General features: G+C 67.2%; 22 protein-coding genes and 1 riboswitch. Of the genes, 21 read left to right on the forward strand and 1 reads right to left on the reverse strand.

Going from position 1 to position 25,422, the window contains the following annotated elements; translation table 11 throughout:
* The first annotated feature begins 157 nt into the window (after positions 1 to 157).
* From HWX22_RS18945 to thpR, 5 genes are all read left to right on the forward strand, one after another.
* Entirely contained in the window at positions 158 to 871 is a 714-nt protein-coding gene (locus tag HWX22_RS18945) for a transposase (RefSeq protein WP_175916209.1), read from the forward strand.
* Between the two features lie 288 nt (positions 872 to 1,159).
* Complete coding sequence (locus HWX22_RS18950) at positions 1,160 to 5,863, forward strand: glutamate synthase-related protein (protein ID WP_059820882.1); 4,704 nt, start codon at positions 1,160 to 1,162, stop codon at positions 5,861 to 5,863.
* An 85-nt stretch (positions 5,864 to 5,948) separates the two neighbouring features.
* Positions 5,949 to 7,415, forward strand: coding sequence for a glutamate synthase subunit beta (locus HWX22_RS18955; protein WP_059820883.1), 1,467 nt, complete (start codon positions 5,949 to 5,951; stop codon positions 7,413 to 7,415).
* 306 nt (positions 7,416 to 7,721) lie between these two features.
* On the forward strand, positions 7,722 to 9,212 hold the full coding sequence (locus HWX22_RS18960; protein WP_175908456.1) for an alanine/glycine:cation symporter family protein: 1,491 nt from the start codon (positions 7,722 to 7,724) through the stop codon (positions 9,210 to 9,212).
* Positions 9,209 to 9,757 carry an RNA 2',3'-cyclic phosphodiesterase gene (thpR, locus tag HWX22_RS18965; protein ID WP_175916210.1) on the forward strand — a complete coding sequence of 183 codons (549 nt, stop codon included), beginning with the start codon at positions 9,209 to 9,211 and terminating at the stop codon, positions 9,755 to 9,757. The genes HWX22_RS18960 and thpR overlap by 4 nt, the downstream gene beginning before the upstream one ends.
* 67 nt (positions 9,758 to 9,824) lie before the next feature.
* Here thpR and HWX22_RS18970 read toward each other — a convergent pair whose 3' ends face one another.
* On the reverse strand, positions 9,825 to 11,594 hold the full coding sequence (locus tag HWX22_RS18970; protein ID WP_175916211.1) for an ABC transporter ATP-binding protein/permease: 1,770 nt from the start codon (positions 11,592 to 11,594) through the stop codon (positions 9,825 to 9,827).
* 269 nt (positions 11,595 to 11,863) lie between these two features.
* A riboswitch (TPP riboswitch) is annotated at positions 11,864 to 11,987 on the forward strand.
* Positions 11,988 to 12,221: 234 nt separating this feature from the next.
* On the opposite strand from HWX22_RS18970, the gene HWX22_RS18975 reads away from it, so the two are divergent.
* The 16 genes from HWX22_RS18975 to hisD all read left to right on the forward strand — a co-directional run bounded on the left by HWX22_RS18975 (position 12,222) and on the right by hisD (position 25,344).
* Positions 12,222 to 13,358, forward strand: a complete 1,137-nt coding sequence (locus HWX22_RS18975) for an FAD-dependent oxidoreductase (protein WP_175916212.1) — start codon at positions 12,222 to 12,224, stop codon at positions 13,356 to 13,358.
* A gap of 32 nt (positions 13,359 to 13,390) precedes the next feature.
* Complete coding sequence (gene thiS, locus HWX22_RS18980) at positions 13,391 to 13,588, forward strand: sulfur carrier protein ThiS (RefSeq protein ID WP_014898319.1); 198 nt, start codon at positions 13,391 to 13,393, stop codon at positions 13,586 to 13,588.
* A 39-nt stretch (positions 13,589 to 13,627) separates the two neighbouring features.
* Positions 13,628 to 14,443 carry a thiazole synthase gene (locus HWX22_RS18985; protein WP_039322226.1) on the forward strand — a complete coding sequence of 272 codons (816 nt, stop codon included), beginning with the start codon at positions 13,628 to 13,630 and terminating at the stop codon, positions 14,441 to 14,443.
* The gene (gene thiE, locus HWX22_RS18990) at positions 14,440 to 15,564 is read left to right on the forward strand and encodes a thiamine phosphate synthase (RefSeq protein ID WP_175916213.1); all 1,125 of its coding nucleotides are present in this window, start codon (positions 14,440 to 14,442) and stop codon (positions 15,562 to 15,564) included. Before HWX22_RS18985 ends, thiE begins: the two co-directional genes overlap by 4 nt.
* Before the next feature lie 84 nt (positions 15,565 to 15,648).
* Positions 15,649 to 16,470: an ABC transporter ATP-binding protein gene (locus tag HWX22_RS18995; protein WP_059535623.1), complete on the forward strand. Its 822-nt coding sequence runs from the start codon at positions 15,649 to 15,651 to the stop codon at positions 16,468 to 16,470.
* The gene (gene mlaE, locus HWX22_RS19000; RefSeq protein ID WP_059535625.1) at positions 16,467 to 17,234 is read left to right on the forward strand and encodes a lipid asymmetry maintenance ABC transporter permease subunit MlaE; all 768 of its coding nucleotides are present in this window, start codon (positions 16,467 to 16,469) and stop codon (positions 17,232 to 17,234) included. Before HWX22_RS18995 ends, mlaE begins: the two co-directional genes overlap by 4 nt.
* A 24-nt stretch (positions 17,235 to 17,258) precedes the next feature.
* A complete protein-coding gene (gene mlaD, locus HWX22_RS19005) occupies positions 17,259 to 17,819 on the forward strand; it encodes an outer membrane lipid asymmetry maintenance protein MlaD (RefSeq protein ID WP_059820887.1) in 561 nt (186 codons plus the stop codon).
* A 32-nt stretch (positions 17,820 to 17,851) separates the two neighbouring features.
* Positions 17,852 to 18,817 (forward strand): VacJ family lipoprotein, encoded by a 966-nt coding sequence (locus HWX22_RS19010; RefSeq protein WP_175916223.1) that lies wholly within the window; start codon positions 17,852 to 17,854, stop codon positions 18,815 to 18,817.
* 110 nt (positions 18,818 to 18,927) lie between these two features.
* On the forward strand, positions 18,928 to 19,557 hold the full coding sequence (locus tag HWX22_RS19015) for an ABC transporter substrate-binding protein (RefSeq protein WP_059535680.1): 630 nt from the start codon (positions 18,928 to 18,930) through the stop codon (positions 19,555 to 19,557).
* Entirely contained in the window at positions 19,554 to 19,829 is a 276-nt protein-coding gene (locus tag HWX22_RS19020) for an STAS domain-containing protein (RefSeq protein ID WP_175916214.1), read from the forward strand. Before HWX22_RS19015 ends, HWX22_RS19020 begins: the two co-directional genes overlap by 4 nt.
* 192 nt (positions 19,830 to 20,021) lie before the next feature.
* Positions 20,022 to 20,948 (forward strand): ABC transporter ATP-binding protein, encoded by a 927-nt coding sequence (locus HWX22_RS19025; RefSeq protein WP_175916215.1) that lies wholly within the window; start codon positions 20,022 to 20,024, stop codon positions 20,946 to 20,948.
* Positions 20,945 to 21,700, forward strand: a complete 756-nt coding sequence (locus HWX22_RS19030) for an ABC transporter permease (protein WP_175908449.1) — start codon at positions 20,945 to 20,947, stop codon at positions 21,698 to 21,700. The genes HWX22_RS19025 and HWX22_RS19030 overlap by 4 nt, the downstream gene beginning before the upstream one ends.
* Positions 21,701 to 21,750: 50 nt before the next feature.
* Complete coding sequence (locus tag HWX22_RS19035) at positions 21,751 to 21,990, forward strand: BolA family protein (protein WP_006477131.1); 240 nt, start codon at positions 21,751 to 21,753, stop codon at positions 21,988 to 21,990.
* Positions 21,991 to 22,003: 13 nt separating this feature from the next.
* A complete protein-coding gene (gene murA / locus HWX22_RS19040) occupies positions 22,004 to 23,353 on the forward strand; it encodes a UDP-N-acetylglucosamine 1-carboxyvinyltransferase (protein WP_059535635.1) in 1,350 nt (449 codons plus the stop codon).
* Positions 23,350 to 24,003, forward strand: a complete 654-nt coding sequence (gene hisG / locus HWX22_RS19045; protein ID WP_006751807.1) for an ATP phosphoribosyltransferase — start codon at positions 23,350 to 23,352, stop codon at positions 24,001 to 24,003. The genes murA and hisG overlap by 4 nt, the downstream gene beginning before the upstream one ends.
* Positions 24,004 to 24,027: 24 nt before the next feature.
* Positions 24,028 to 25,344 (forward strand): histidinol dehydrogenase, encoded by a 1,317-nt coding sequence (gene hisD, locus HWX22_RS19050; protein ID WP_175908448.1) that lies wholly within the window; start codon positions 24,028 to 24,030, stop codon positions 25,342 to 25,344.
* The last annotated feature ends 78 nt before the right edge of the window (positions 25,345 to 25,422 follow it).

Here is a 25,422-nt window from a genome sequence, read left to right on the forward strand (position 1 = left end):
GACTGCGTTTAAAACCAAACAAGCTCGTAAGTTAGAGTTTTCACCCTAGGATTAGTACGACCGTACGCTTCCGCGCCCCGCCGGGATTGGCATTCTACGCAGGTGCGCAATTTCGGACCTTCGGGTATTTCCTAACGCGTTCAAACGGACATTCAGCATGGCACGGTTAGCACGACTCTACGTTCCCGACCAGCCGCAGCACGTGATACTGCGCGGCCTGGATCAGCAACCCGCGTTCGTCGACGACCAGGACTACGAACTCTTCATCGATTGCGTGAAGGCCGCGGCACGCGATCATCATCTTTCGGTGCATGCCTACGTGCTGCTTCCGCGTCAGGTGCAGCTCCTCGTGACGCCGAGCGACGAGGCAAGCCTGCCGAAGGCGATGCAGGCGGTCGGTCGCCGCTACGTCGCGCATTTCAACCGACGTTATTCGCGTCGCGGCACTTTGTGGGAAGGCCGCTATCGCGCGACCGTGATCGAAGGCGAGCGCTATTTCCTGCTCGCGAGCCGCGTGGTCGAGATGAGCCCGGTGCGCTCGCAGCTGGTCGCGACGGCCGACGCTTATCGCTGGTCGAGCTATCGGCACCATGTCGGGCTCACCGTCGACAGCCTGATCACCGACCATCCGCTCTACTGGGCACTCGGCAACACGCCATTCGATCGTCAGCGCGCGTACAAGGAGCTCTGCGAGCAGCCGCTCGACGAGCGGCAGGCCGACCAGCTCCAGCAAGCGACGCTGAAGGGCTGGGTGCTCGGCGGCGAGAACTACCGCGAGTGGGCGGCGCGCACCGCGAACCGCCGCGTGTCGCCGCTGCCGCGCGGACGCCCCAGAAAGGTGCGTGAAAATACCCCGCCGATCCAGCAGTAACGCGGGAAAGGCGGATCACGAGGCGGCGCTGCGGGCGCCGCTTCTTTTTGCACCAAAATGATACGGCCCCAATAAAACAGCACCAGATCAGAGCATGTGTTTAATTGGGGTTCGATCATGCGGTTTTTGTTGCTATTCCTTTGATTCGTCGCGTATATTCCGAATTCCGGTGGCCCGGGTGAAGCTCGCCCAACCACTGTCGGCCGTGCCGTCTCCCGTCGGGAGCGGGATCGACGGCAACAAAAAATGGTTCAACGGCCCTCGCGGCCCCTTTACGACGGTGTCCCCATGAACGACCACCAGCAGCCGCTCGCCGCGGTGCCCGCCGCACAAGGTCTGTACGACCCGCAAAACGAACACGACGCCTGCGGCGTCGGCTTCGTCGCTCACATCAAGGGCAAGAAGAGCCACGAGATCATTCAGCAGGGTCTGAAGATCCTGGAGAACCTCGATCACCGCGGCGCGGTCGGTGCCGATCCGCTGATGGGCGACGGCGCCGGCATCCTGATCCAGATTCCGGACGCGTTCTATCGCGAGGAAATGTCGAAGCAGGGCGTGACGCTGCCGCCGGCCGGCGAATATGGGGTCGGGATGATCTTCCTGCCGAAGGAAAACGCGTCGCGTCTCGCGTGCGAGCAGGAGCTCGAGCGGACGGTGCGGGCAGAAGGTCAGGTCGTGCTCGGCTGGCGCGACGTGCCGGTCGACCATGCGATGCCGATCTCGCCGACCGTGAAGGCGAGCGAGCCGCTGATCCGCCAGATCTTCATCGGCCGCGGCAAGGACATCATGGTGACGGACGCGCTCGAGCGGAAGCTGTACGTGATCCGCAAGACCGCAAGCCACCGCATCCAGGCGCTGAAGCTCAAGCACGGCAAGGAATACTTCGTGCCGTCGATGTCGGCGCGCACGATCGTCTACAAGGGGCTGCTGCTGGCGGGCCAGGTCGGCGTGTACTACCGCGACCTGCAGGACGAGCGCGTCGTGTCGGCGCTCGCGCTCGTGCACCAGCGCTTCTCGACCAACACGTTCCCGGCATGGGAACTGGCTCACCCGTACCGGATGATCGCGCACAACGGCGAGATCAACACCGTGAAGGGCAACGTGAACTGGCTGAACGCGCGTACCGGCGCGATCGCGTCGCACGTGCTCGCCGACGACCTGCCGAAGCTGTGGCCGCTGATCTACCCGGGCCAGTCGGACACCGCGTCGTTCGACAACTGTCTCGAACTGCTGGTGATGGCCGGCTACCCGCTCGTGCACGCGGTGATGATGATGATCCCGGAAGCCTGGGAACAGCACACGCTGATGGACGAGAACCGCCGCGCGTTCTACGAATACCACGCCGCGATGATGGAGCCGTGGGACGGCCCCGCCGCGATCGCGTTCACGGACGGCCGCCAGATCGGCGCGACGCTCGACCGTAACGGCCTGCGCCCGGCGCGCTACATCGTGACCGACGACGACCTCGTCATCATGGCGTCGGAAGCCGGCACGCTGCCGATCCCCGAATCGAAGATCGTCAAGAAGTGGCGCCTGCAGCCGGGCAAGATGTTCCTGATCGACATGGAACACGGCCGCATCATCGACGACAAGGAACTCAAGGACAACCTCGCGAACGCGAAGCCGTACAAGAGCTGGATCGACGCCGTGCGCATCAAGCTCGACGAGATCGAGCCGAAGGCCGAGGACGTCGCGGCCGGCCGCACGCAGGGCGCGGCGCTGCTCGATCGCCAGCAGGCGTTCGGCTACACGCAGGAAGACCTCAAGTTCCTGATGGCGCCGATGGCGCAGCAGGGCGAGGAGGCCGTCGGCTCGATGGGCAACGACTCGCCGCTCGCGGTGATGTCGAACAAGAACAAGACGCTCTATCACTACTTCAAGCAGCTGTTCGCGCAGGTCACGAACCCGCCGATCGACCCGATCCGCGAGAACATGGTCATGTCGCTCGTGTCGTTCATCGGCCCGAAGCCGAACCTGCTCGACACGAACAACATCAACCCGCCGATGCGTCTCGAAGTGTCGCAGCCGGTGCTCGACTTCAAGGACATCGCGAAGATCCGCGCGATCGACCAGTACACGGGCGGCAAGTTCAGCGCATACGAACTGAACATCTGCTATCCGGTCGCATGGGGCAAGGAAGGCATCGAGGCACGCCTCGCGTCGCTGTGCGCGGAAGCCGTCGACGCGGTCAAGTCGGGCTACAACATGCTGATCGTGTCGGACCGCAAGACGGACGCCGAGCACGTCGCGATTCCGGCGCTGCTCGCCACGTCGGCGATCCACACGCACCTCGTCCAGCAAGGGCTGCGTACGAGCACGGGCCTCGTCGTCGAGACGGGCTCGGCGCGTGAGACGCACCACTTCGCGCTGCTCGCGGGCTATGGCGCGGAAGCCGTGCACCCGTACCTCGCGATGGAAACGCTCGCGAAGATGGCGGAAGGCCTGCCGGGCGACCTGTCGCCGGAGAAGGCGGTCTACAACTTCACGAAGGCGGTCGGCAAGGGCCTGCAGAAGGTGATGTCGAAGATGGGCATCTCGACGTACATGTCGTACACGGGCGCGCAGATCTTCGAAGCACTCGGCCTGTCGAGCGACCTCGTCGAGAAGTACTTCAAGGGCACGGCCTCGAAGGTCGGCGGCATCGGCCTGTTCGAAGTCGCGGAAGAAGCGATCCGCCTGCACCGCGATGCGTTCGGCGACAACCCGGTCCTGCGCGACATGCTCGACGCGGGTGGCGAGTACGCCTATCGTGTGCGCGGCGAAGACCACATGTGGACGCCGGACTCGATCGCGAAGCTCCAGCACGCGACGCGCAGCAACTCGTACCAGACGTACAAGGAATACGCGCACCTGATCAACGACCAGACCAAGCGTCACATGACGTTCCGCGGCCTGTTCGAGTTCAAGGTCGAGCCGACCAAGGCCATCCCGATCGACGACGTCGAGCCGGCGAAGGACATCGTCAAGCGCTTTGCGACGGGCGCGATGTCGCTCGGTTCGATCAGCACCGAAGCGCACGCGACGCTCGCGATCGCGATGAACCGGATCGGCGGCAAGTCGAACACCGGCGAAGGCGGCGAGGACGAGAAGCGCTACCGCAACGAACTGCGCGGCATTCCGATCAAGTCGGGCGAGACGCTGAAGTCGGTGATCGGCGACGAGATCGTGAGCGACATTCCGCTGAAGGACGGCGATTCGCTGCGCTCGAAGATCAAGCAGGTCGCGTCGGGCCGCTTCGGCGTCACCGCCGAGTACCTGGCATCGGCCGACCAGATCCAGATCAAGATGGCGCAGGGCGCGAAGCCGGGCGAAGGCGGCCAGTTGCCGGGCCACAAGGTGTCGGAATACATCGGCAAGCTGCGTTACTCGGTGCCGGGCGTCGGCCTGATCTCGCCGCCGCCGCATCACGACATCTACTCGATCGAGGATCTGGCGCAGCTGATCCACGACCTGAAGAACGTGAACCCGAGCTCGAGCATCTCGGTGAAGCTGGTGTCGGAAGTCGGCGTCGGCACGGTCGCGGCTGGTGTCGCGAAGGCGAAGGCCGATCACGTCGTGATCGCCGGCCATGACGGCGGCACGGGCGCATCGCCGCTGTCGTCGGTCAAGCATGCGGGCACGCCGTGGGAACTCGGCCTCGCCGAAACGCAGCAGACGCTGGTGCTGAACCGCCTGCGCGGCCGCATCCGCGTTCAGGCCGACGGCCAGATGAAGACGGGTCGCGACGTCGTGATCGGTGCGCTGCTCGGCGCGGACGAATTCGGCTTCGCGACGGCACCGCTCGTCGTCGAGGGCTGCATCATGATGCGCAAGTGCCACCTGAACACGTGCCCGGTCGGCGTCGCGACGCAGGATCCGGTGCTGCGTGCGAAGTTCAAGGGCCAGCCCGAGCACGTCGTGAACTACTTCTTCTTCGTCGCCGAGGAAGTGCGCGAGATCATGGCGCAGCTCGGCATCGCGAAGTTCGACGACCTGATCGGCCGCGCCGACCTGCTCGACACCCGCAAGGGCATCGAGCACTGGAAGGCGAAGGGCCTCGACTTCTCGCGCGTGTTCTACCAGCCGGAAGAATGCGAGGACGTCGCGCCGCGTCACGTCGATGTGCAGGATCACGGCCTCGAGCGTGCGCTCGACCACGTGCTGATCGAGAAGGCGAAGGCCGCGATCGAGAATGGCGAGCACGTGTCGTTCATCCAGCCGGTGCGCAACGTGAACCGCACGGTCGGCGCGATGCTGTCGGGCGTGATCGCGAAGAAGCACGGCCACGACGGCCTGGCCGACGACGCGGTGCACATCCAGCTGAAGGGCACGGCCGGCCAGAGCTTCGGCGCGTTCCTCGCGAAGGGCGTGACGCTCGACCTCGTCGGCGACGGCAACGACTACGTCGGCAAGGGCCTGTCGGGCGGCCGGATCATCATCCGTCCGACCAACGACTTCCGCGGCAAGTCCGAGGAAAACATCATCTGCGGCAACACGGTGATGTACGGCGCGATCGAAGGCGAATCGTTCTTCCGCGGCGTCGCGGGCGAGCGCTTCTGCGTGCGTAACTCGGGCGCGACGGCGGTCGTCGAAGGCACGGGCGACCACGGTTGCGAATACATGACGGGCGGCACGGTCGTCGTGCTCGGCGAAACCGGGCGCAACTTCGCGGCCGGCATGTCGGGCGGTCTCGCGTACATCTACGATCCGGAAGGCACGTTCGCGGCGAAGTGCAACAAGTCGATGGTCGCGCTTGAGCCGGTGCTGCAGCAGGCCGAGCAGGAGCGCACGGTCGACCGCGCGCTCTGGCATGAGGGCACGACGGACGAAGCGTTGCTCAAGGGGCTCGTCGAGCGTCATTTCCAGTTCACGGGTTCGCCGCGCGCGAAGTCGCTGCTGGAAAACTGGGACGCGGCGCGCCGCCAGTTCGTGAAGGTGTTCCCGCACGAATACAAGCGCGCGCTGGGCGAGATCGGTGCGAAGAAGGCGGCGAAGGAAGTGCTGGCCGCCTGAGCGACGAACGACATAGCGAATGCCGCGCGCGCATGATTGCCGCGCGCGGCTCCCCCACCCGATACACCGAACAGAAGAGCACCTTATGGGCAAGGCAACCGGTTTTCTGGAGTTCGAACGCCGCCACGAGGCGTACGAAGCACCGCTCACGCGCGTGAAGCACTACAAGGAATTCGTCGCGGCGCTGACCGACGCGGACGCGAAGGTCCAGGGCGCGCGCTGCATGGACTGCGGCATCCCGTTCTGCAACAACGGCTGCCCGGTCAACAACATCATCCCGGACTTCAACGATCTCGTTTACCGCCAGGACTGGCAGCAGGCGATCGAAGTCCTGCATTCGACCAACAACTTCCCCGAGTTCACGGGGCGCATTTGCCCGGCACCGTGCGAGGCAGCCTGCACGCTCGGGATCAACGAGGATCCGGTCGGCATCAAGTCGATCGAGCACGCGATCATCGACAAGGCTTGGGCGGAAGGCTGGGTGAAGCCGCTGCCGGCCGAGCACAAGACGGGCAAGAAGGTCGCGGTCGTCGGTTCCGGCCCCGCGGGTCTCGCGGCCGCGCAGCAGCTCGCGCGCGCCGGCCACGACGTGACGGTGTTCGAGAAGAACGACCGCATCGGCGGCCTGCTGCGTTACGGGATCCCCGACTTCAAGCTCGAGAAGTGGCTGATCGATCGCCGCATGCGCCAGATGGAAGCGGAAGGCGTGACGTTCCGCACCAGCGTGTTCATCGGCAAGGACGCGTTGCCGGACTCGATCGGCAACATGGCGAAGGAAACCATTTCGCCGGAGAAGCTGAAGGAAGAATTCGACGCGGTCGTGATCGCGGGCGGTTCGGAAACGCCGCGCGATTTGCCGGTGCCGGGCCGCGAGCTCGCCGGCGTGCATTTCGCGATGGACTTCCTGCCGCAGCAGAACCGCGTGAACGCGGGCGACAAGCTCGTCGACCAGCTGCTCGCGAAGGGCAAGCACGTGATCGTGATCGGCGGCGGCGATACGGGTTCGGACTGCGTCGGCACGTCGAACCGTCACGGCGCGAAGCAGGTCACGCAGTTCGAACTGCTGCCGCAGCCGCCGGAAGAGGAAAACAAGCCGCTCGTGTGGCCGTACTGGCCGATCAAGCTGCGCACGTCGTCGTCGCACGAGGAAGGCTGCGAGCGTGACTGGGCGGTCGCGACGAAGCGTCTCGAAGGCAAGAACGGCAAGGTCGAGAAGCTGATCGCGGTGCGCGTCGAGTGGAAGGACGGCAAGATGCAGGAAGTGCCGGGCTCCGAGTTCGAGATGAAGGCCGACCTGGTGCTGCTCGCGATGGGCTTCACGCAGCCGGCAGCCACCGTGCTCGAGGCGTTCGGCGTCGCGAAGGACGCACGCGGCAACGCGCGCGCGGCGACCGAAGGCGATCGCTCGTACTACACGTCGGTCGACAAGGTGTTCGCGGCAGGCGACATGCGCCGCGGCCAGTCGCTCGTCGTCTGGGCGATCCGCGAAGGCCGCCAGTGCGCGCGTTCGGTCGATGCGTACCTGATGGGGCATTCGGAACTGCCGCGCTAAGCTGAAGCGCGCGAGCGGGTTTCGAGGAAAACCGGGCGTCCGAAAGGGCGCCCGGTTTTTTTATTGTGCGGCGTTCCGCCGATATTCAATTGTCCGCAGGCAGGCATCCGTCGTCCGCTGTCGCCGACCGCGCGCCCCGCATCTTTCCGAAGCGTCGCCTAACCTGATCACATCAGGTATCGATGTTCCGCGATCCGGAAACCTTTCGTTTTGTAATAATCATTGGAAATTGTCATATCATGTCGCCCGACCGGCCGCGTTCGCGCGGCCGCCGCATTTGACTGACCCCATTTACAAGGACTCTGAATGGAAGCATTCGTGCATGGGCTGATCGACGCCGTCAACGGCGTGCTGTGGAATTACGTGCTGATCGCGCTGCTGCTCGGCGCCGGCGCGTGGTTCACGTTGCGGTTCCGGATGATCCAGCTGAAGGCGCTGCTCCTCAGCATCAAGCTGGTCGGCAGCAAGGGCGAGCCGGGCAGCATCTCGTCGTTCCAGGCGTTCGCGACCGGCCTCGCGAGCCGCGTGGGCACCGGCAACATCGCCGGTGTCGCGGTCGCGCTGACGGTCGGCGGGCCGGGCGCGATCTTCTGGATGTGGATGACGGCGCTCGTCGGGATGTCGTCGGCGTTCGTCGAGGCGACGCTCGCGCAGATCTTCAAGGTGTCGCATCCGGACGGCAGCTATCGCGGCGGCCCCGCGTACTACATCCAGACGGGCCTGCGCTCGCGCGGCTTCGGCGTGCTGTTCTCGCTGTCGCTGATCCTCGCGTTCGGCTTCGTGTTCAACGCGGTGCAAGCCAACGCGATCGCCGATGCGTTCCATACGTCGTTCGGCTGGAGCCGCGAGACGGTCGGCCTCGGCCTCGTGCTGCTCACCGCGCCGCTCATCTTCGGCGGGATTCGCCGCATCGCGTCGGTCGCGCAGGTGATCGTGCCGGTGATGGCGATCGGCTACCTCGCGCTGGCCGTCTACGCGGTCGCGACGCACGTCGCGCTGGTGCCGGGCGTGATCGCGCTGATCGTAAAGAGCGCGTTCGGGCTCGAGCAGGCGGCGGGCGGCCTGACCGGCTACGCGGTCAGCCAGGCGGTCGCGATGGGCGTGAAGCGCGGCTTGTTCTCGAACGAGGCCGGCATGGGCAGCGCGCCGAACGCGGCCGCGACCGCGAGCGTGCGGCATCCGGTCGTGCAGGGGCTGATCCAGATGCTCGGCGTGTTCGTCGACACGATCGTGATCTGCAGCGCGACCGCGTTCGTGATCCTGCTGTCGGGCCAGTACGAACTCGGCACCGGCATGGAGGGCGCGGCGCTCACGCAGCGCGCGATCGCGAGCCACGTCGGCGACTGGGGCGGCATCTACATGGCCGTTGCGATCTTCTTCTTCGCGTACTCGTCGGTGATCGGCAATTACGCCTACGCGGAAGGCAACGTCGACTTCATCACGAAGCGGCGCGGCGTGCTGCCGCTGTTCCGCATCGCGGTGCTCGGCATGGTGATGTTCGGCAGCGTCGGGCAACTGCCGCTCGTATGGGCGATGGCCGATACGAGCATGGGGCTGATGGCGATCATCAACCTGGTCGCGATCCTCGCGCTCGGCAAGTATGCGCATGCCGCGTGGCGCGACTATCGCCGCCAGCGCGCGGAGGGCATTGCCGATCCGGTGTTCACGCGCAACACGATTCCCGAGCTCGCGCGCGTGCTGCCGGCCGACGTGTGGGGCGAGCACGGCCCGCTGCCGCAGCGTCCGGTGTCGGCCGATGCGGTGGCCGAGGCGCGCGTGGCGGTGCGCGAGTCATGAACGGCGACCGGCTCCGTGCGTTCGTCGCGCTGATGCCCGATGCGGCATCGCGCGACGCGCTGCACGCGCTGCCGGTCACCCGAGGCGCGCGGCGCACGCTGCCCGCGCAACTGCACGTGACGCTCGCGTTCATCGGCGCGATCGAACGCGCGCGTTGCGACGCGCTGGCCGCACGCCTGCCGGCGCTCGCGGCCGCGCATGCGCTGCCGTTGCAGCCGGTCGAGCGGATTGCGTGGTGGCCGAGCCTGCCGCGCGCGAGGCTGATCGTCGCGGAACTCGCGCCCGATCCCGCCTGTGCGGCGCTGAATGCCGACTTGTCCGCGCTGCTGCTCGAACTGGGCGTGCCGGCCGACCGCCGGCCGTTCAGGCCGCACGTCACGCTCGCGCGGCTGCCGCGCGACGCGAACGGGCAGCCCGCGCACGGCGGTGCGACCGGGCGGCCGGTCGCGCTGCGTTTCGTCGCGCTGACGTTATTTGAAAGCCGGCTGTCGCACGAGGGCGTGTCGCATGTGCCGATCGTGTCGGTGCCCGTCGGGCGGGCGTAGCGGGAAGGCGGGCGGGACGAGGAAGAGAACAAGGCCGGCGCGGTATGCGCCGGCCTTTTTGTTTCGGTTACGCGGCGACTTTGTCGCTGTCGTTCACGCGTTCGACGTTGATCGTGCCGACGTGGAACGCGGCCAGCGATTCGCGATGCGCGATGCTGACGATCGCGGCTTGCGGCAGCCGTTCGGCGAGCAGGTGATAGAGCCGCGCTTCGTTGTCGGCGTCGAGCGCGCTCGTCGCTTCGTCGAGGAACAGGAAGTCGGGCTTGTGCAGCAGCACGCGCGCGCCGGCCAAACGCTGCTGTTCGCCCGGCGACAGCACGCGCGTCCAGTGGCCGGTCTCGTCGAGGCGGCCGACGTAGTCTTCCAGGCGGCACGCGCGCAGCGCGTCGCGGCACGCGTCGTCGGTGAATGCGTCGGGCGCGGCCGGATAGGTGAGCGCGGCCTTCAGCGTGCCGATCGGCAAGTAGCTGGTTTGCGGCACGAACATCATCCGCGCGCCGACCGGCGCGTCGATCGCCCCGTCGCCGAACGGCCACAGGCCCGCGAGCGCGCGCATGAACGTGCTCTTGCCGGAACCCGACTTGCCGACCACGAGCCAGCGCGAGCCGGGCTCGATCGTCACGTTGCCGATGTTCGCGAGCGCGTTGCCGTTCGGCAGCGCGAGCTTCAGCGACGACGTCGACAGCTTCGCGGCATCGACGTAGTGCAGGTTGATGCCGCCGTGCTCGGTCGCGGGCGACAGGCTTTCCTTCAGGTGCGACGTGCCCATCACACGCTTGAATTCACGCAGACGGTTGACGGTCGCGCGCCATTCGACGAGGGTCGAGTAACTGTTGATGAACCACGAGAACGAATCGCTGACGGTGCCGAACGCGGACGCAATCTGCATCAGCACGCCGAACGAGAACGCGCCCGCGAAATAGCGCGGCGCCGCGACGACGAGCGGAAAGATGATCGCGATCTGACTATAGAAGGCCGTGACGAACGTGAGGCGCTTCGTGTACTTCATCACGCGCCACCAGTTGTCGCGAATGCGCATGAACAGCGTCTGCGCGGTGCCGATCTCGGTTTTCTCGCCGTCGTAGAACGCGATCTGCTCGGCGTTCTCGCGCACGCGGATCAAGCCGAAGCGGAAGTCGGCCTCGACGCGCTGTTGCTGGTAGTTGATCGACACGAGCGGGTGGCCGACCTTCTGGATGATCAGCGAGCCGACCACCGCATACAGTGCGGCCGCCCAAACCATGTACCCGGGAATCGCGACAGGCGTCGCGCCGAGCGTGATCGTCAGCGCGCCCGCGAGCGACCACAGGATCGTGATGAACGACACGAGCGTGACGACCGTCGACAGCAGGTCGAGCGACAACGTGAGCGTGGCCGTCGCGAACGACTGGAGATCGTCGGTGATCCGCTGGTCGGGGTTGTCGGCGAGGCGGTCGCGCTCGATCCGATAGAACGCGCGATCGCCGAGCCATTGGCCGAGGAAGCGATCGGTGAGCCACTGGCGCCAGCGGAACCCGAGCATCTGGCGCAGATAGCGGCCGTAGACGGCGAGGATGATGAATGCGAACGCGAATGCCGAGAACTGCATCAGCAGACCGGGGAAGTCTTGAACGTTCTTCGACTGCAGCGCGTTGTAGAACCCCACGTTCCACTTGTTCAGCTTGACGTTGATCCAGACCACGCAGAGATTGATCGCGATGATCGTGACCAGCAGCCCCCACGCGATTTTCCATTCGGACGACACCCAGTAGGGCTTGATGAGGCTCCACGCGGATACCGGGCGCTCGTCCTGCGGCGCGTCGGAGGCGGAGCGGACGGGATCGATCGATTGGGTCATGTGCTTCCTGATGAGTAGCCGGCGCGCGTGCCGGGCGGAGCCGGACGCGCGCCGCGATACGGTATGCCGGGACGGAGTGCCGACTGACGGCGGGCGTCCGGATGGTGACCCGCGCGTCTTAAGCGGCACTTAAGGCCGGCGGTGACGCGGCAACCGGCCGCTCGCGCGGCCAGCCTGCGGGCATTGTGCCAGAGCGGCGCGACGCGACGGCGAATTTGCCGCAAGGGGGACAGTTTGCGGCGCTTTCCGCTTTTATGGTCTAATGGCCGACGACGAAACAGGGGTGCTTCGAGCGCGGCCGACGGACAGTTCCGGGCGACGCGGCGAGGCTGAGAAAGACCCTTCGCACCCGATCCGGGTAATACCGGCGAGGGAAGTTTCTGATCCCGCCGGGCCGCGCTGGCTGCCATCCCACATGGTCAGCGCCCGAGTCCCGCCCGGCCGGCCTTTGCTGCCGGTTTCGTCCTTTTGGGTACGCGCGTTGCGCGTTACGGAAGGAATGATGACCGCTCAATCTTCAGTCTTTTGCGCTGTTCCCGATCCGCTGTCGCGTGCGTCCGCACGGGACGGTGCGCGCGCGTCGACGCTCGTCGCACGCGCCCGCGCGGTTCGCGAGGAGGACGCGCGATGAACCTCCACGCTTCCCGACCCGATTTCGCGGTACTCGGCGGCGGCCTCGTCGGCCGTCTGATCGCATGGCGGCTTGCGGGCGACGGGCATCGCGTCGCGCTGTACGAGCGCGGCGGCCCGGACGGCGAGCAGTCGGCCGCGTGGGTCGCGGCCGCGATGCTCGCGCCGCTCGCCGAGGCGGCGAGCGCCGAGCTGCTGATCACCGAGCTCGGCGCGGCATCGCTCGCGCGCTGGCCGCAATGGCTCCCGGAACTGCCCGAACCTGTGTTCTTCCAGCAGCACGGCACGCTCGTCGTCTGGCATCACGCGGATCGCGCCGAGGCGCCGCTGTTCGAGCGGCGCGTGCGCGCAAACGCGCCGGCCGAGCTGTTCGACGGTGGCTTCGTCGCGCTGGCCGGCGCGCAGGTCGACGCGGCCGAGCCCGCGCTCGCGGGGCGCTTCGCGCGCGGCCTGATGCTGCCGCGCGAGGGGCAGCTCGACAACCGGCAGGCGCTGCGCGCACTCGCGGCGGGCCTCGCGCAACGCGGCGTCGAGCTGCACTGGCACGCGACGATCGACGACGCGAACCGGCCCGACGCGCATTTCACGATCGATTGCCGCGGGCTCGGCGCGAAATCCGCGCTGCCCGCGCTGCGCGGCATCCGCGGCGAAGTCGCGCGCGTGCGCGCGCCGGGCATCGGGCTCACGCGGCCCGTGCGGCTGCTGCATCCACGCTATCCCCTTTACATCGCGCCGAAACAGGACGACCTGTACGTGATCGGCGCGACCGAGGTGGAGGGCGAGGACATGTCGCCCGTCAGCGTGCGCTCGGCGCTCGAACTGCTGAGCGCGGCGTTTTCCGTGCACCCGGCGTTCGGCGAGGCGCGCATCCTCGAACTGAACGCGCAATGCCGCCCGACGTTGCCCGATCACCGCCCGGCGGTGATCTGGGACGGCGCGACGACGCTGGCCGTCAACGGCCTGTACCGGCACGGCTTCATGATCGCGCCGGAAGTCGCGCACGCGGCGGTTGCCTTCGCGCAAGCCGCACTCGGCGGCGCATTCGCCGATGCCGACGCGTTCGCCTCGTGGCGCGACGCCGCGCGCTGGCCGACGCTCCTTCATCACCGCGACGACGCGCGCCAGCCGGCCTGACGCGCGCCGCCGACCGAATTCGATCAAGCCTCATGGATATCCAGATCAACCAACAGACGCTGACGCTGCCCGACGGCGCGACGGTTGCCGACGCGCTCGCCGCGTACGGCGCGCGTCCGCCGTACGCGGTCGCGCTGAACGGCAATTTCGTCGCGCGCACGCAGCATGCGGCGCGCGCGCTCGCGACGGGCGACAAGCTCGACGTCGTGCACCCCGTCGCGGGCGGCTGAGCGCCGCCGGTTCGCCCTCCGCTCTTCCAGGAAAACGACATGACGTCCCTCACTTCCGCCGACGCGCTGACGCTGTACGGTGAAACCTTCGCAAGCCGCGTGCTGCTCGGCACGTCGCGCTACCCGTCGCTGCAGTCGCTGTCCGATTCGATTGCCGCGTCGCGCCCCGGGATGGTGACGGTCGCGCTGCGCCGCCAGATGACCGGCGGCACCGCCGAGGCCGGCTTCTTCGATCTGCTCAAGCGTCACGCGGTGCCGCTGTTGCCGAACACGGCCGGCTGCCAGACCGTCGCCGAAGCGGTGACGACCGCGCACATGGCGCGCGAGGTCTTCGATACCGACTGGATCAAGCTCGAGCTGATCGGCGACGACTACACGCTGCAGCCCGACCCGGTCGGGCTGATCGAGGCGGCCGCGCAACTGGTCAAGGACGGCTTCAAGGTGCTGCCGTACTGCACCGAGGATCTCGTGATCGGCCGGCGTCTGCTCGACGTCGGTTGCGAGGCGCTGATGCCGTGGGGCGCGCCGATCGGCACGGGCAAGGGCGTCGTGAATCCGTACGGGCTGCGCGTGCTGCGCGAGCGGCTGCCGGACGTGCCGCTGATCGTCGACGCCGGGCTCGGCGTGCCGTCGCACGCGTGCCAGGTGATGGAGTGGGGCTTCGACGGCGTGCTGCTGAACACGGCCGTGTCGCAGGCCACGCATCCGGAAATCATGGCGCGTGCGTTCGCGCAAGGCGTCGAGGCCGGCCGTGCGGCCTATCTCGCCGGGCCGATGGATGCGCGCGAGACTGCGCACGCGAGCACGCCGGTCGTCGGGATGCCGTTCTGGCACCAGGACGGGGGCGGCGCATGAGCGTGCGCTTCGCCGATGCATTCTGGCCGCCGGCCGACGAGCTGGCCGAAGCGGCCGAGCGGATTCGCGCCCGCCTGGGCGACTGGCCGACCGGCACGACGCCGTGGCGGCTGTGCGTCGCGGCGCCCGACGTGCCGGCCGACGGCGACGTGCTGATCGTGTCGGCCGGCGATCGAGCCGCGCAGGCGCGCGCGTCGGCTGCGTCGCGCCCCGCGTCGCCGGACGCGGTCGCGATCGAGTTCGACGAACACGGCGCGGCGCTGCACGCCGCGGGCGTGCGCCACGCGCTGGAAGCCGCGCATCCGCTCGCCGACGACTGGATCGCGGCGCTCGCGGCGTTCCTCGATTGCGGCTTCGCGCCGATCGACGCGCTGGTGCTCGCGCTCGCGTGGCGCGACGGCGACGAAGCGCGCGGGGCCGATGCGTGGCCGGTCGATGCCGCGCGGTTCCCGCGCGTCGCCGGCCTGGCCTCGGCACCCGAGCCCGCATTCCCGCCGTGCCCCGCGCAACTTGGCCTTTATCCGGTCGTCCCCGACGCCGAATGGGTCGAACGCGTGCTCGAGTGCGGCGTGCGAACCGTGCAGCTGCGCGTGAAAGGCGCGGATCCGGATGCGTTGCGCCGGGAAGTCGCACGGGCGGTCGCGGCGGGGCGCCGTTATCCCGATGCGCGCGTGTTCATCAACGATCACTGGCAGATCGCGATAGAAGAGGGTGCGTACGGCGTACATCTGGGTCAGGAGGACCTGGAAACGGCTGATTTGGCCGCGATCGCGCGCGCCGGCCTGCGGCTCGGGCTGTCGAGTCACGGTTATTACGAGATGTTGCGCGCGTTGCACGAGCGCCCGAGCTATCTGGCGCTCGGCCCCGTGTACGCGACCGCGACCAAGGCGGTCGCGGCGCCGCCGCAAGGCCTTGCGCGGATTGCCCGCTATGCGCGCTTCGCGGGCGCGCGGGCGCCGCTCGTCGCGATCGGCGGCGTGGGGCTCGACGCGTTGCCGGACGTGCTGGCGACGGGCGTCGGCAGCGTCGCGGTGGTCAGCGCGGTCACGGGCGCAGACGATTATCGGGCGGCAATTGTTGCGTTGCAGCAATGTTTTGCCCGACAATTTGACAATCATTGACCGCAGGGCCCGGAACGGCGTCACGACATCATTCCAATGCAGGCCCTATAATTCGGCGTTCTGCGTAAAAGGACTGTCAGCTCCGTGAGCCCCACTCCTACCGAGACACTGCTGGAACTTCGCGACGTCGACTTTGGCTACGGCGACCGCCTCGTCCTGTCGAACCTGAACATGCGCTTCGGGCGCGGCCAGGTCGTCGCCGTCATGGGCGGGTCGGGTTGCGGCAAGACGACCGTGCTGCGCCTGATCGGCGGCCTGGTGCGCGCACGCCGCGGCCAGGTGCTGTTCGACGGCGCCGACGTCGGCGCGCAGACGCGCGACGGCCTGTACGCGCTGCGCCGCAAGATGGGCATGCTGTTCCAGTTCGGCGCGCTGTTCACCGACATGTCGGTGTTCGAGAACGTCGCGTTCGCGCTGCGCGAACACACCGACCTGCCCGAAGACCTGATCCGCGACCTGGTGCTGATGAAGCTCAACGCGGTCGGCCTGCGCGGCGCGCGCGACCTGATGCCGTCCGAGGTGTCGGGCGGGATGGCGCGCCGCATCGCGCTCGCGCGCGCGATCGCGCTCGACCCGCAGCTCATCATGTACGACGAACCGTTCGCGGGCCTCGATCCGATCTCGCTCGGCATCACGGCGAACCTGATCCGCACGCTGAACGAGGCGCTCGGCGCAACGTCGATCCTCGTCACGCACGACGTGCCGGAATCGTTCGCGATCGCCGACTACGTGTATTTTCTGGCCAATGGCGGCGTGCTCGCGCAGGGCACGCCCGACGAGCTGCGCGCGTCGACCGACCCGAGCGTGCGCCAGTTCATCGACGGCGCGCCGGACGGCCCGTTCAAATTTCATTACACGAGCCCGCCGCTGGCTGCGGATTTCGGGCTCGGCGGAGGGCGCGCATGATCAGCGCGATCGGACGTTACGTCATCGGCGGCCTCGAGCGCGCGGGCTACGGCACGCGGCTGTTCGTGCGCCTCGTGCTGGAATTCTTTCCGCTGCTGCGCCGGCCGCGGCTGGTCACGAAGCAGATCCACTTCCTCGGCAACTATTCGTTCGTGATCATTGCCGTGTCGGGCCTGTTCGTCGGCTTCGTGCTCGGCCTGCAGGGCTATTACACGCTGAATCGCTACGGGTCCGAGCAGGCGCTCGGCCTGCTGGTCGCGCTGTCGCTGGTGCGCGAGCTCGGCCCGGTCGTGACCGCGCTGCTGTTCGCGGGCCGCGCGGGCACGTCGCTCACGGCCGAGATCGGCCTGATGAAGGCCGGCGAGCAGCTCACCGCGCTTGAGATGATGGCCGTCGATCCGCTCAAGACGGTGATCGCGCCGCGCCTGTGGGCCGGCATCATCGCGATGCCGCTGCTCACCGCGATCTTCAACGCGGTCGGCGTGCTCGGCGGTTATTTCGTCGGGGTCGTGCTGATCGGCGTCGATCCGGGCGCGTTCTGGTCACAGATGCAGGGCGGGGTCGAGGTGTGGGCCGACGTCGGCAACGGCGTGATCAAGAGCATCGTGTTCGGGTTCGCCGTGACCTTCATTGCACTGTTTCAGGGGTATGAAGCGAAGCCCACGCCCGAGGGCGTGTCGCGCGCGACGACCAAGACGGTCGTGTTCGCGTCGCTCGCCGTACTCGGCCTCGATTTCCTGCTGACCGCGCTGATGTTCAGCTAAGCCTCAGCCAAGCCAAATTTTGGGATGACGATGAAAAAGACTGCTCTCGACTTCTGGGTCGGCCTGTTCGTGGTGGTGGGCTTCCTTGCGGTGCTGTTCCTGGCGCTCAAGGTCGGCAACATGAGCTCGCTGTCGTTTCAGCCGACCTACTCGGTGAGGATGAAATTCGACAACATCGGCGGGCTGAAGCCGCGCGCCGCCGTGAAGAGCTCGGGCGTCGTGGTCGGCCGCGTGAAGTCGATCGCCTTCGACACCAACACCTACCAGGCGCTGGTGACGATCGATATCGACGGCCAGTATCCGTTCCCGAAGGATTCGTCGGCGAAGATCCTGACGTCGGGCCTGCTCGGCGAGCAGTACATCGGCCTCGATCCGGGCGGCGACACCGAAATGCTGAAGGCGGGCGATACGATCACGATGACGCAATCGGCGATCGTGCTCGAGAACCTGATCGGCCAGTTCCTGTACAGCAAGGCAGCCGACGCGGGTGGCGCGAAGCCGGCATCGGGGGCCTCGGCCGCGCCGGCCGCGCCCGCGCCGGTCGCGGTGCCGGCCTCTGCGGTGTCCGGTTCGACCGCCCAATAACCACACGAGAGAAAGACAAGAGGGTAATGACCATGCAGACGATCCGCATCAGGCACGCCGCGCTCGCGGTGGCGGCAGTCGCCGCGTTGAGCGGTTGCGCGACCGTGCAGACGCCGACCAAGGGCGATCCGCTCGAAGGCTTCAACCGGTCGATGTACAAGTTCAACGACACGGTCGACACGTACGCGCTGAAACCGGTCGCGAAGGGCTACCAGTACGTGGTGCCGCAGCCGGTGCGCGACAGCGTGACGAACTTCTTCTCGAACATCGGCGACGTCTACATCGCCGCGAACAACATCGTGCAGCTGCGAATCGCGGACGGCGTCGGCGACATCATGCGCGTCGTGATCAACACGGTGTTCGGCGTCGGCGGCCTGTTCGACGTCGCGACGATCGCGAAACTGCCGAAGCACACGGCCGACTTCGGGATCACGATGGGCCGCTACGGCATGCCGTCGGGCCCGTATCTCGTGCTGCCGCTGCTCGGTCCGAGCACGCTGCGCGACACGGCAGGCCTCGGCGTCGACTACGTGGGCAATCCGCTCACCTACGTGAAGCCGGACAGCCTGAGCTGGGGCCTGTTCGGCGTGAACCTCGTCAACACGCGTGCGAACCTGCTCGGCGCGGGCGACGTGCTGGATGCCGCGGCGCTCGACAAGTATTCGTTCGTGCGCAACGCGTACCTGCAGCGCCGCCAGATGCTGATCGACAACGCGCGCGGCGAGGCCTCGACGGCGTCGAGCAACGACGCGCTGCCGAAGTACGACCTGCCGGACGACGGCGCGGCACCGGCGGCAGCCGGCGCGGCGGGAACGGCGGGTGCGGCCGCGATCGGCGGCGCGACGGCGCCGGCCGGCGCATCGGGCGCGGCCGTTGCCGCACCGGCGTCGGGCAGTGCCGACGCACCGAACCCGGCCAGCGCGACGAACGTGCCGGCAATGCAGATGACGCCGCCCGCTCCGGGCGGGATTCGTTTCCCGAGCATCAAGCTGCACTGACCCATTTACATTCGTTACAGCCGGAAACGATTGAGTCGGTGGCGCACGCGAACTTGCGCGTAAGCTACCGGCTCCAACCTACGCATCGACTCTTCATGCAGGTCACTATGATGAAAAAACTGTTCCTGATCCCCGTTTTCGCGGCGCTGTTCTCGTTCGGCAGCGCAGCTCACGCGCAAGTCGACCAGTCGAACCCGCAGGCGCTGATCAAGACGGCGACGCAGCAGGTCCTCGACGAGGTGAAGCAGCAGACGATCAAGCAGGGCGACACCAACCGCATCATTACGATCGTCAACAAGGACATCCTGCCGTACACCGATTTCCGCCGCACCACGCAGCTCGCGATGGGTCGCAACTGGCGTACGGCATCGGCCGAGCAGCAGCAACAGGTTCAGGAGCAGTTCAAGCTGCTGCTGATCCGCACGTATTCGGGCGCGCTTGCGCAGCTGAAGCCGGACCAGCAGATCCAGTACCCGCCGTTCCGCGCCGATCCGGCCGACACCGACGTGGTCGTGAAGACGGTCGCGATGAACAACGGCCAGCCGGTCCAGATCGACTATCGCCTCTACAAGTCGGCGAATGGCTGGAAGGTATATGACCTGAACGTGCTCGGCGCGTGGCTGATCCAGACCTACCAGCAGCAGTTCAACGAGAAGATCCAGCAAAGCGGCGTCGACGGCTTGATCCAGTTCCTGACGCAGCGCAACCAGCAACTTGCCGCCGGCAAGCAGGCGTCGTGAGCGGCTTCGAAGCAGGCTCTTCGCTGACCGTCGCGAGCGCGAAGTCCGCGCTCGCGGACGGTCTTGCGCGCATCGGCGCCGGCGCGACCGCCGTCGATTGCTCGGCGCTGACGCAGTTCGACTCGTCCGCGCTCGCCGTGCTGCTCGCATGGCAACGTGCCGCCAAAGCGCGCGGCGCGACCCTCGACCTCCTCAATCTCCCGCAGAAGCTCGCCAGCCTCGCGCGCGCCTACGGCGTCGACGCGCTCATCGACGGCACCGGGCGACATTGACCCTGTCCGACCGAAGCCTGCCGCGCCAGCCGGCGCGCGCACGCTTCAGGCCGCGCGCCTCCTGCGCCGGCCCCACCAGCCGGTTTGCCCTATAATCAAGCGTTTTGCGGGGCAGCCAATCGGCGTCCGGCCCCCATTTTCTTTCGCAGCAAGCACAGAATAGGCGTCGCGGCCCTTGCGCCGCGCACAGTCATGTCAGCCATAGAAATCCGTCACGTCAAGAAGCGCTACAAATCGCTTCAGGCGCTCAAGGGCGTCAGCCTGTCGGTCGAGGAAGGCGAGTTTTTCGGTCTGCTCGGCCCGAACGGCGCAGGCAAGACCACGCTCATCAGTATCCTCGCCGGGCTTGCCCGGGCCGATGAAGGCAGTATCTCGGTGCGCGGCCACGACGTCGTCAAGGACTTCCGCGATGCGCGCCGCGCGCTCGGCGTCGTGCCGCAGGAACTCGTGTTCGACCCGTTCTTCACCGTCCGCGAGACGCTGCGGATCCAGTCCGGCTATTTCGGGCTGCGCCACAACGACGACTGGATCGACGAAGTGATGGCCAATCTCGACCTCACCGAGAAGGCCGACGCGAACATGCGCGCGCTGTCGGGCGGGATGAAGCGCCGCGTGCTGGTCGCGCAGGCGCTCGTGCACCGGCCGCCCGTGATCGTGCTCGACGAGCCGACTGCCGGCGTCGACGTCGAACTGCGCCAGACGCTGTGGCAGTTCATCTCGCGGCTGAACCGCGAGGGCCACACGATCGTCCTGACCACCCATTACCTCGAGGAAGCCGAGTCGCTGTGCGACCGCATCGCGATGCTGCGTCGCGGCGAAGTCGTCGCGCTCGATCGCACCGACGCGCTGCTGCGTCGCTTCGCGGGCCTGCAGCTGTACCTGCGGCTCTCGACCGGCGCGCTGCCCGCCGAACTGCGCGGGCTGGAGACCGATCCGGCCGCGCGCGCGCCGGGCGAGCATCTGCTGCGCCTCACGAGCTACGACGATGTCGAGCGCATCCTCGCGCAGTGTCGCGCGGCCGGCTGCACGTTCGACGAGATCGAGGTCCGCAAGGCCGACCTCGAGGATGTGTTCGTCCAGGTGATGAACGGGGCCGAGGTCATCGAGGGTCTGGCATGAGCGGTTTTCAAACGCTGTTCTACAAGGAACTCCTGCGCTTCTGGAAAGTGTCGTTCCAGACGGTGTGCGCGCCGATCGTGACGGCGCTGCTGTACCTGACGATCTTCGGCCATGCGCTGTCGGGCCGCGTCGAGGTGTATCCGGGCGTCGAGTACGTGAGCTTTCTCGTGCCGGGCCTCGTGATGATGAGCGTGCTGCAGAACGCGTTCGCGAACAGCTCGTCGTCGCTGATCCAGTCGAAGATCACCGGCAACCTCGTGTTCGTGCTGCTGCCGCCGTTGTCCTACAGGGACATCTTCGGCGCGTACGTCCTTGCGTCCGTCGTGCGCGGGCTCGCGGTCGGCACGGGCGTGTTCGTCGTGACGATCTGGTTTATCCCGATGCATTTCGCGGCGCCGTTGTTCATCATCGCGTTCGCGCTGCTCGGCTCGGCGATCCTCGGCACGCTCGGGCTGATCGCCGGCATCTGGGCCGAGAAGTTCGATCAGCTCGCCGCGTTCCAGAACTTCCTGATCATGCCGCTGACGTTCCTGTCCGGCGTGTTCTATTCGACGCACTCGCTGCCGCCCATGTGGCGCGAGATCTCGCGTCTCAACCCGTTTTTCTACATGATCGACGGCTTCCGTTACGGGTTCTTCGGCGCGTCCGACATCAACCCGCTCACGAGCCTCGCGATCGTCACCGGTTTCTTCGTGCTGCTCGCGATGTTCGCGATGCGGCTGCTCGCGACCGGCTACAAACTGCGTCATTGATATCGACGGCGGCGGCCGCCACAGGCGGCGCGCGCCGACAGGAGCCCCTCATGTTGCCGACTCCCGAACAGGTCAAGCAATACATCGCCGGCGGTCTCGCCTGCACTCATCTGGAAGTCGAAGGCGACGGCCAGCATTTCTTCGCGACGATCGTGTCGGCGGCCTTCGAAGGCAAGCGGCCGATCCAGCGGCACCAGCTCGTTTATGCGGCGCTCGGCGATCGCATGAAGCAGGAAATTCACGCGCTCAGCATGAAGACGCTGACGCCCGCCGAATGGCAGAACGCATAACCGGAACCACTGAGTGCAAGTCACCGTCAACGAGCGCGACGCCGTCCAGAGCGTCGCCACGGCACACCCGGCCGCCAACGGGGAATCGCAGGGACATGGGATGGACAAGCTGGTGATCGAAGGCGGTCGCCGGTTGTCGGGCGAGATCGTCGTGTCGGGCGCGAAGAACGCCGCGCTGCCGATCCTGTGCGCGGGGCTGCTCAGCGCCGAGCCGGTCGAACTCGACAACGTGCCGAACCTGAAGGACGTGCGCACCACGCTGAAGGTGCTGAACCAGATGGGCGTGAAGAGCGAAACGGACGGCTGCCGCGTGCAGCTCGACGCGTCGCGCGTCGACAACCTCGTCGCGCCGTACGAGCTCGTCAAGACGATGCGCGCGTCGATCCTCGTGCTCGGGCCGCTGCTCGCGCGCTTCGGCGAGGCGAAGGTGTCGCTGCCGGGCGGCTGCGCGATCGGCGCGCGGCCGGTCGACCAGCACATCAAGGGCCTGCAGGCGATGGGTGCCGAGATCAGCATCGAGCACGGCTTCATCGAGGCACGCGCGAAGCGCCTGAAGGGCGCGCGCATCGTGACCGACATGATTACGGTGACGGGCACGGAAAACCTGCTGATGGCCGCGACGCTGGCCGATGGCGAGACGGTGATCGAGAACGCGGCGCGCGAGCCGGAAGTGAGCGATCTCGCGCACCTGCTGGTCGCGATGGGCGCGAAAATCGACGGCATCGGCACCGACCGCCTCGTGATCCAGGGCGTCGAGCGGCTGCATGGCGCACGCCATTCGGTGATTCCCGACCGCATCGAGGCCGGCACGTTCCTGTGCGCGGTCGCGGCGGCGGGCGGCGACGTGATGCTGACGGGCGTGCGCCCGCACATCCTCGACGCGGTGATCGACAAGCTGCGCGAGGCCGGCGTGTCGATCGAGGAAGGCGACAGCTGGCTGCGCGTGAAGATGGACCGCCGCCCGTCGGCGGTGACGATTCGCACGTCGGAATACCCGGCGTTTCCGACCGACATGCAGGCGCAGTTCATGGCCCTCAATTCGGTCGCGACGGGCACCGCGCAGGTCGTCGAGACCATTTTCGAGAACCGCTTCATGCACGTGCAGGAGCTGAACCGGCTCGGCGCGAACATCACGATCGACGGCAACACGGCGCTCGTGACCGGCGTCGACAAGCTGTCCGGCGCGAACGTGATGGCGACCGACCTGCGCGCGTCGGCGAGCCTCGTGATCGCCGGGCTGCGCGCCGAAGGCGAAACGCTCGTCGACCGCATCTATCACCTGGACCGCGGCTACGACCGCATGGAAACCAAACTGACCGCCGTCGGCGCGAACGTGCGCCGCCTCTCCGGGAGCCAAGCATGACCGCGCCGCTGACCCTCGCCCTGTCGAAGGGCCGGATTTTCGAGGAAACCCTGCCGCTGCTGGCGGCCGCCGGCGTGCAGGTGGCCGAGGATCCGGAAACGTCGCGCAAGCTGATCCTGCCGACGACCGATCCGAACCTGCGCGTGATCATCGTGCGCGCGAGCGACGTGCCGACCTACGTCGAATACGGCGCGGCCGATTTCGGCGTGGCCGGCAAGGACGTGCTGGTCGAGCACGGTGGCTCGGGCCTGTACCAGCCGATCGACCTGAACATTGCGCGCTGCCGGATGTCGGTGGCGGTGCCGGCCGGTTTCGACTATGCGAACGCGGTGCGCCAGGGCGCGCGCCTGCGGGTCGCGACCAAATACGTCGAAACGGCACGCGAGCACTTCGCCGCGAAAGGCGTGCACGTCGACCTGATCAAGCTGTACGGCTCGATGGAGCTGGCGCCGCTGGTCGGGCTGGCCGACGCGATCGTCGACCTCGTCAGCTCGGGCGGCACGCTGAAGGCGAACAATCTGGTCGAGGTCGAGGAGATCATGGCGATCTCGTCGCGCCTCGTCGTGAACCAGGCTGCGCTGAAGTTGAAGCGCGCGGCGCTCAAGCCGATTCTCGACGCGTTCGAACGCGCGTCGCAGAATGGCAATTGAGCGCATCACCGTAACGGAATTCCCATGGCCATCACCATCCGCAAACTCGATTCGACGAGCGACGGCTTCGACGCCGCGCTGCGTGCGGTGCTCGCGTTCGAGGCGAGCGAGGACGAAGCGATCGAGCAGTCGGTCGCGAAAATTCTCGCCGACGTGAAGTCGCGCGGCGACGCCGCGGTGCTCGAGTACACGAACCGCTTCGACCGGCTGGACGCGAGCAGCGTCGCCGCGCTCGAGCTGCCGCAGGACGCGCTGCAGACGGCGCTCGACGGCCTCGCGCCGAAGGCGCGCGCGGCGCTGGAAGCCGCTGCCGCGCGCGTGCGTGCGTACCACGAGAAACAGAAGATCGAGTGCGGCACCCATAGCTGGCAGTACACGGAAAGCGACGGCACGGTGCTCGGCCAGAAGATCACGCCGCTCGACCGCGTCGGCCTGTACGTGCCGGGCGGCAAGGCCGCGTATCCGTCGTCGGTGCTGATGAACGCGATTCCCGCGCGCGTCGCGGGCGTCGGTGAGATCGTGATGGTCGTGCCGACCCCGGACGGCGTGAAGAACGACCTCGTGCTCGCCGCGGCGCTGCTCGGCGGCGTCGATCGCGTGTTCACGATCGGCGGCGCGCAGGCGGTTGGCGCGCTCGCATACGGCACGGCCACGGTACCTGCGGTCGACAAGATCTGCGGGCCGGGCAATGCATACGTCGCGTCGGCGAAGCGCCGCGTGTTCGGCACGGTCGGCATCGACATGATCGCCGGCCCGTCGGAAATCCTCGTGCTGTGCGACGGCACGACCGATCCGAGCTGGGTCGCGATGGACCTGTTCTCGCAGGCCGAACACGACGAGCTCGCGCAGTCGATCCTGCTGTGCCCGGACGCCGCGTTCCTCGAGCGCGTCGAGAAGGCGATCGACGAGCTGCTGCCGACGATGCCGCGCCAGGACGTGATCCGCGCGTCGCTGGAAGGCCGCGGCGCGCTGATCAAGGTGCGCGACATGGCCGAAGCGTGCCGGATCGCGAACGATATCGCGCCGGAGCACCTCGAGATTTCCGCGCTGGAGCCGCAGCAATGGGGCCAGCAAATCCGCCACGCCGGTGCGATCTTCCTCGGCCGCTACACGAGCGAAAGCCTCGGCGACTACTGCGCGGGCCCGAATCACGTGCTGCCGACGTCGCGCACCGCGCGCTTCTCGTCGCCGCTCGGCGTGTACGACTTCATCAAGCGTTCGAGCCTGATCCAAGTCAGCGCCGAAGGCGCGCAGACGCTGGGCGAGATCGCCTCGGAGCTTGCATACGGCGAAGGGCTGCAGGCGCACGCGCGCAGCGCCGAGCTCCGGATGAAGGGGTGACGCGCGCCGGAGCCGCTGCCGACGCAGCGGTTCCGGTCGATGAGGAGGCCCGGCGCAGGGCGGCAGCCGCCGCCTTGC

It is taken from the genome of Burkholderia sp. BCC1638, assembly GCF_902833195.1.
Lineage (GTDB): Bacteria > Pseudomonadota > Gammaproteobacteria > Burkholderiales > Burkholderiaceae > Burkholderia > Burkholderia diffusa.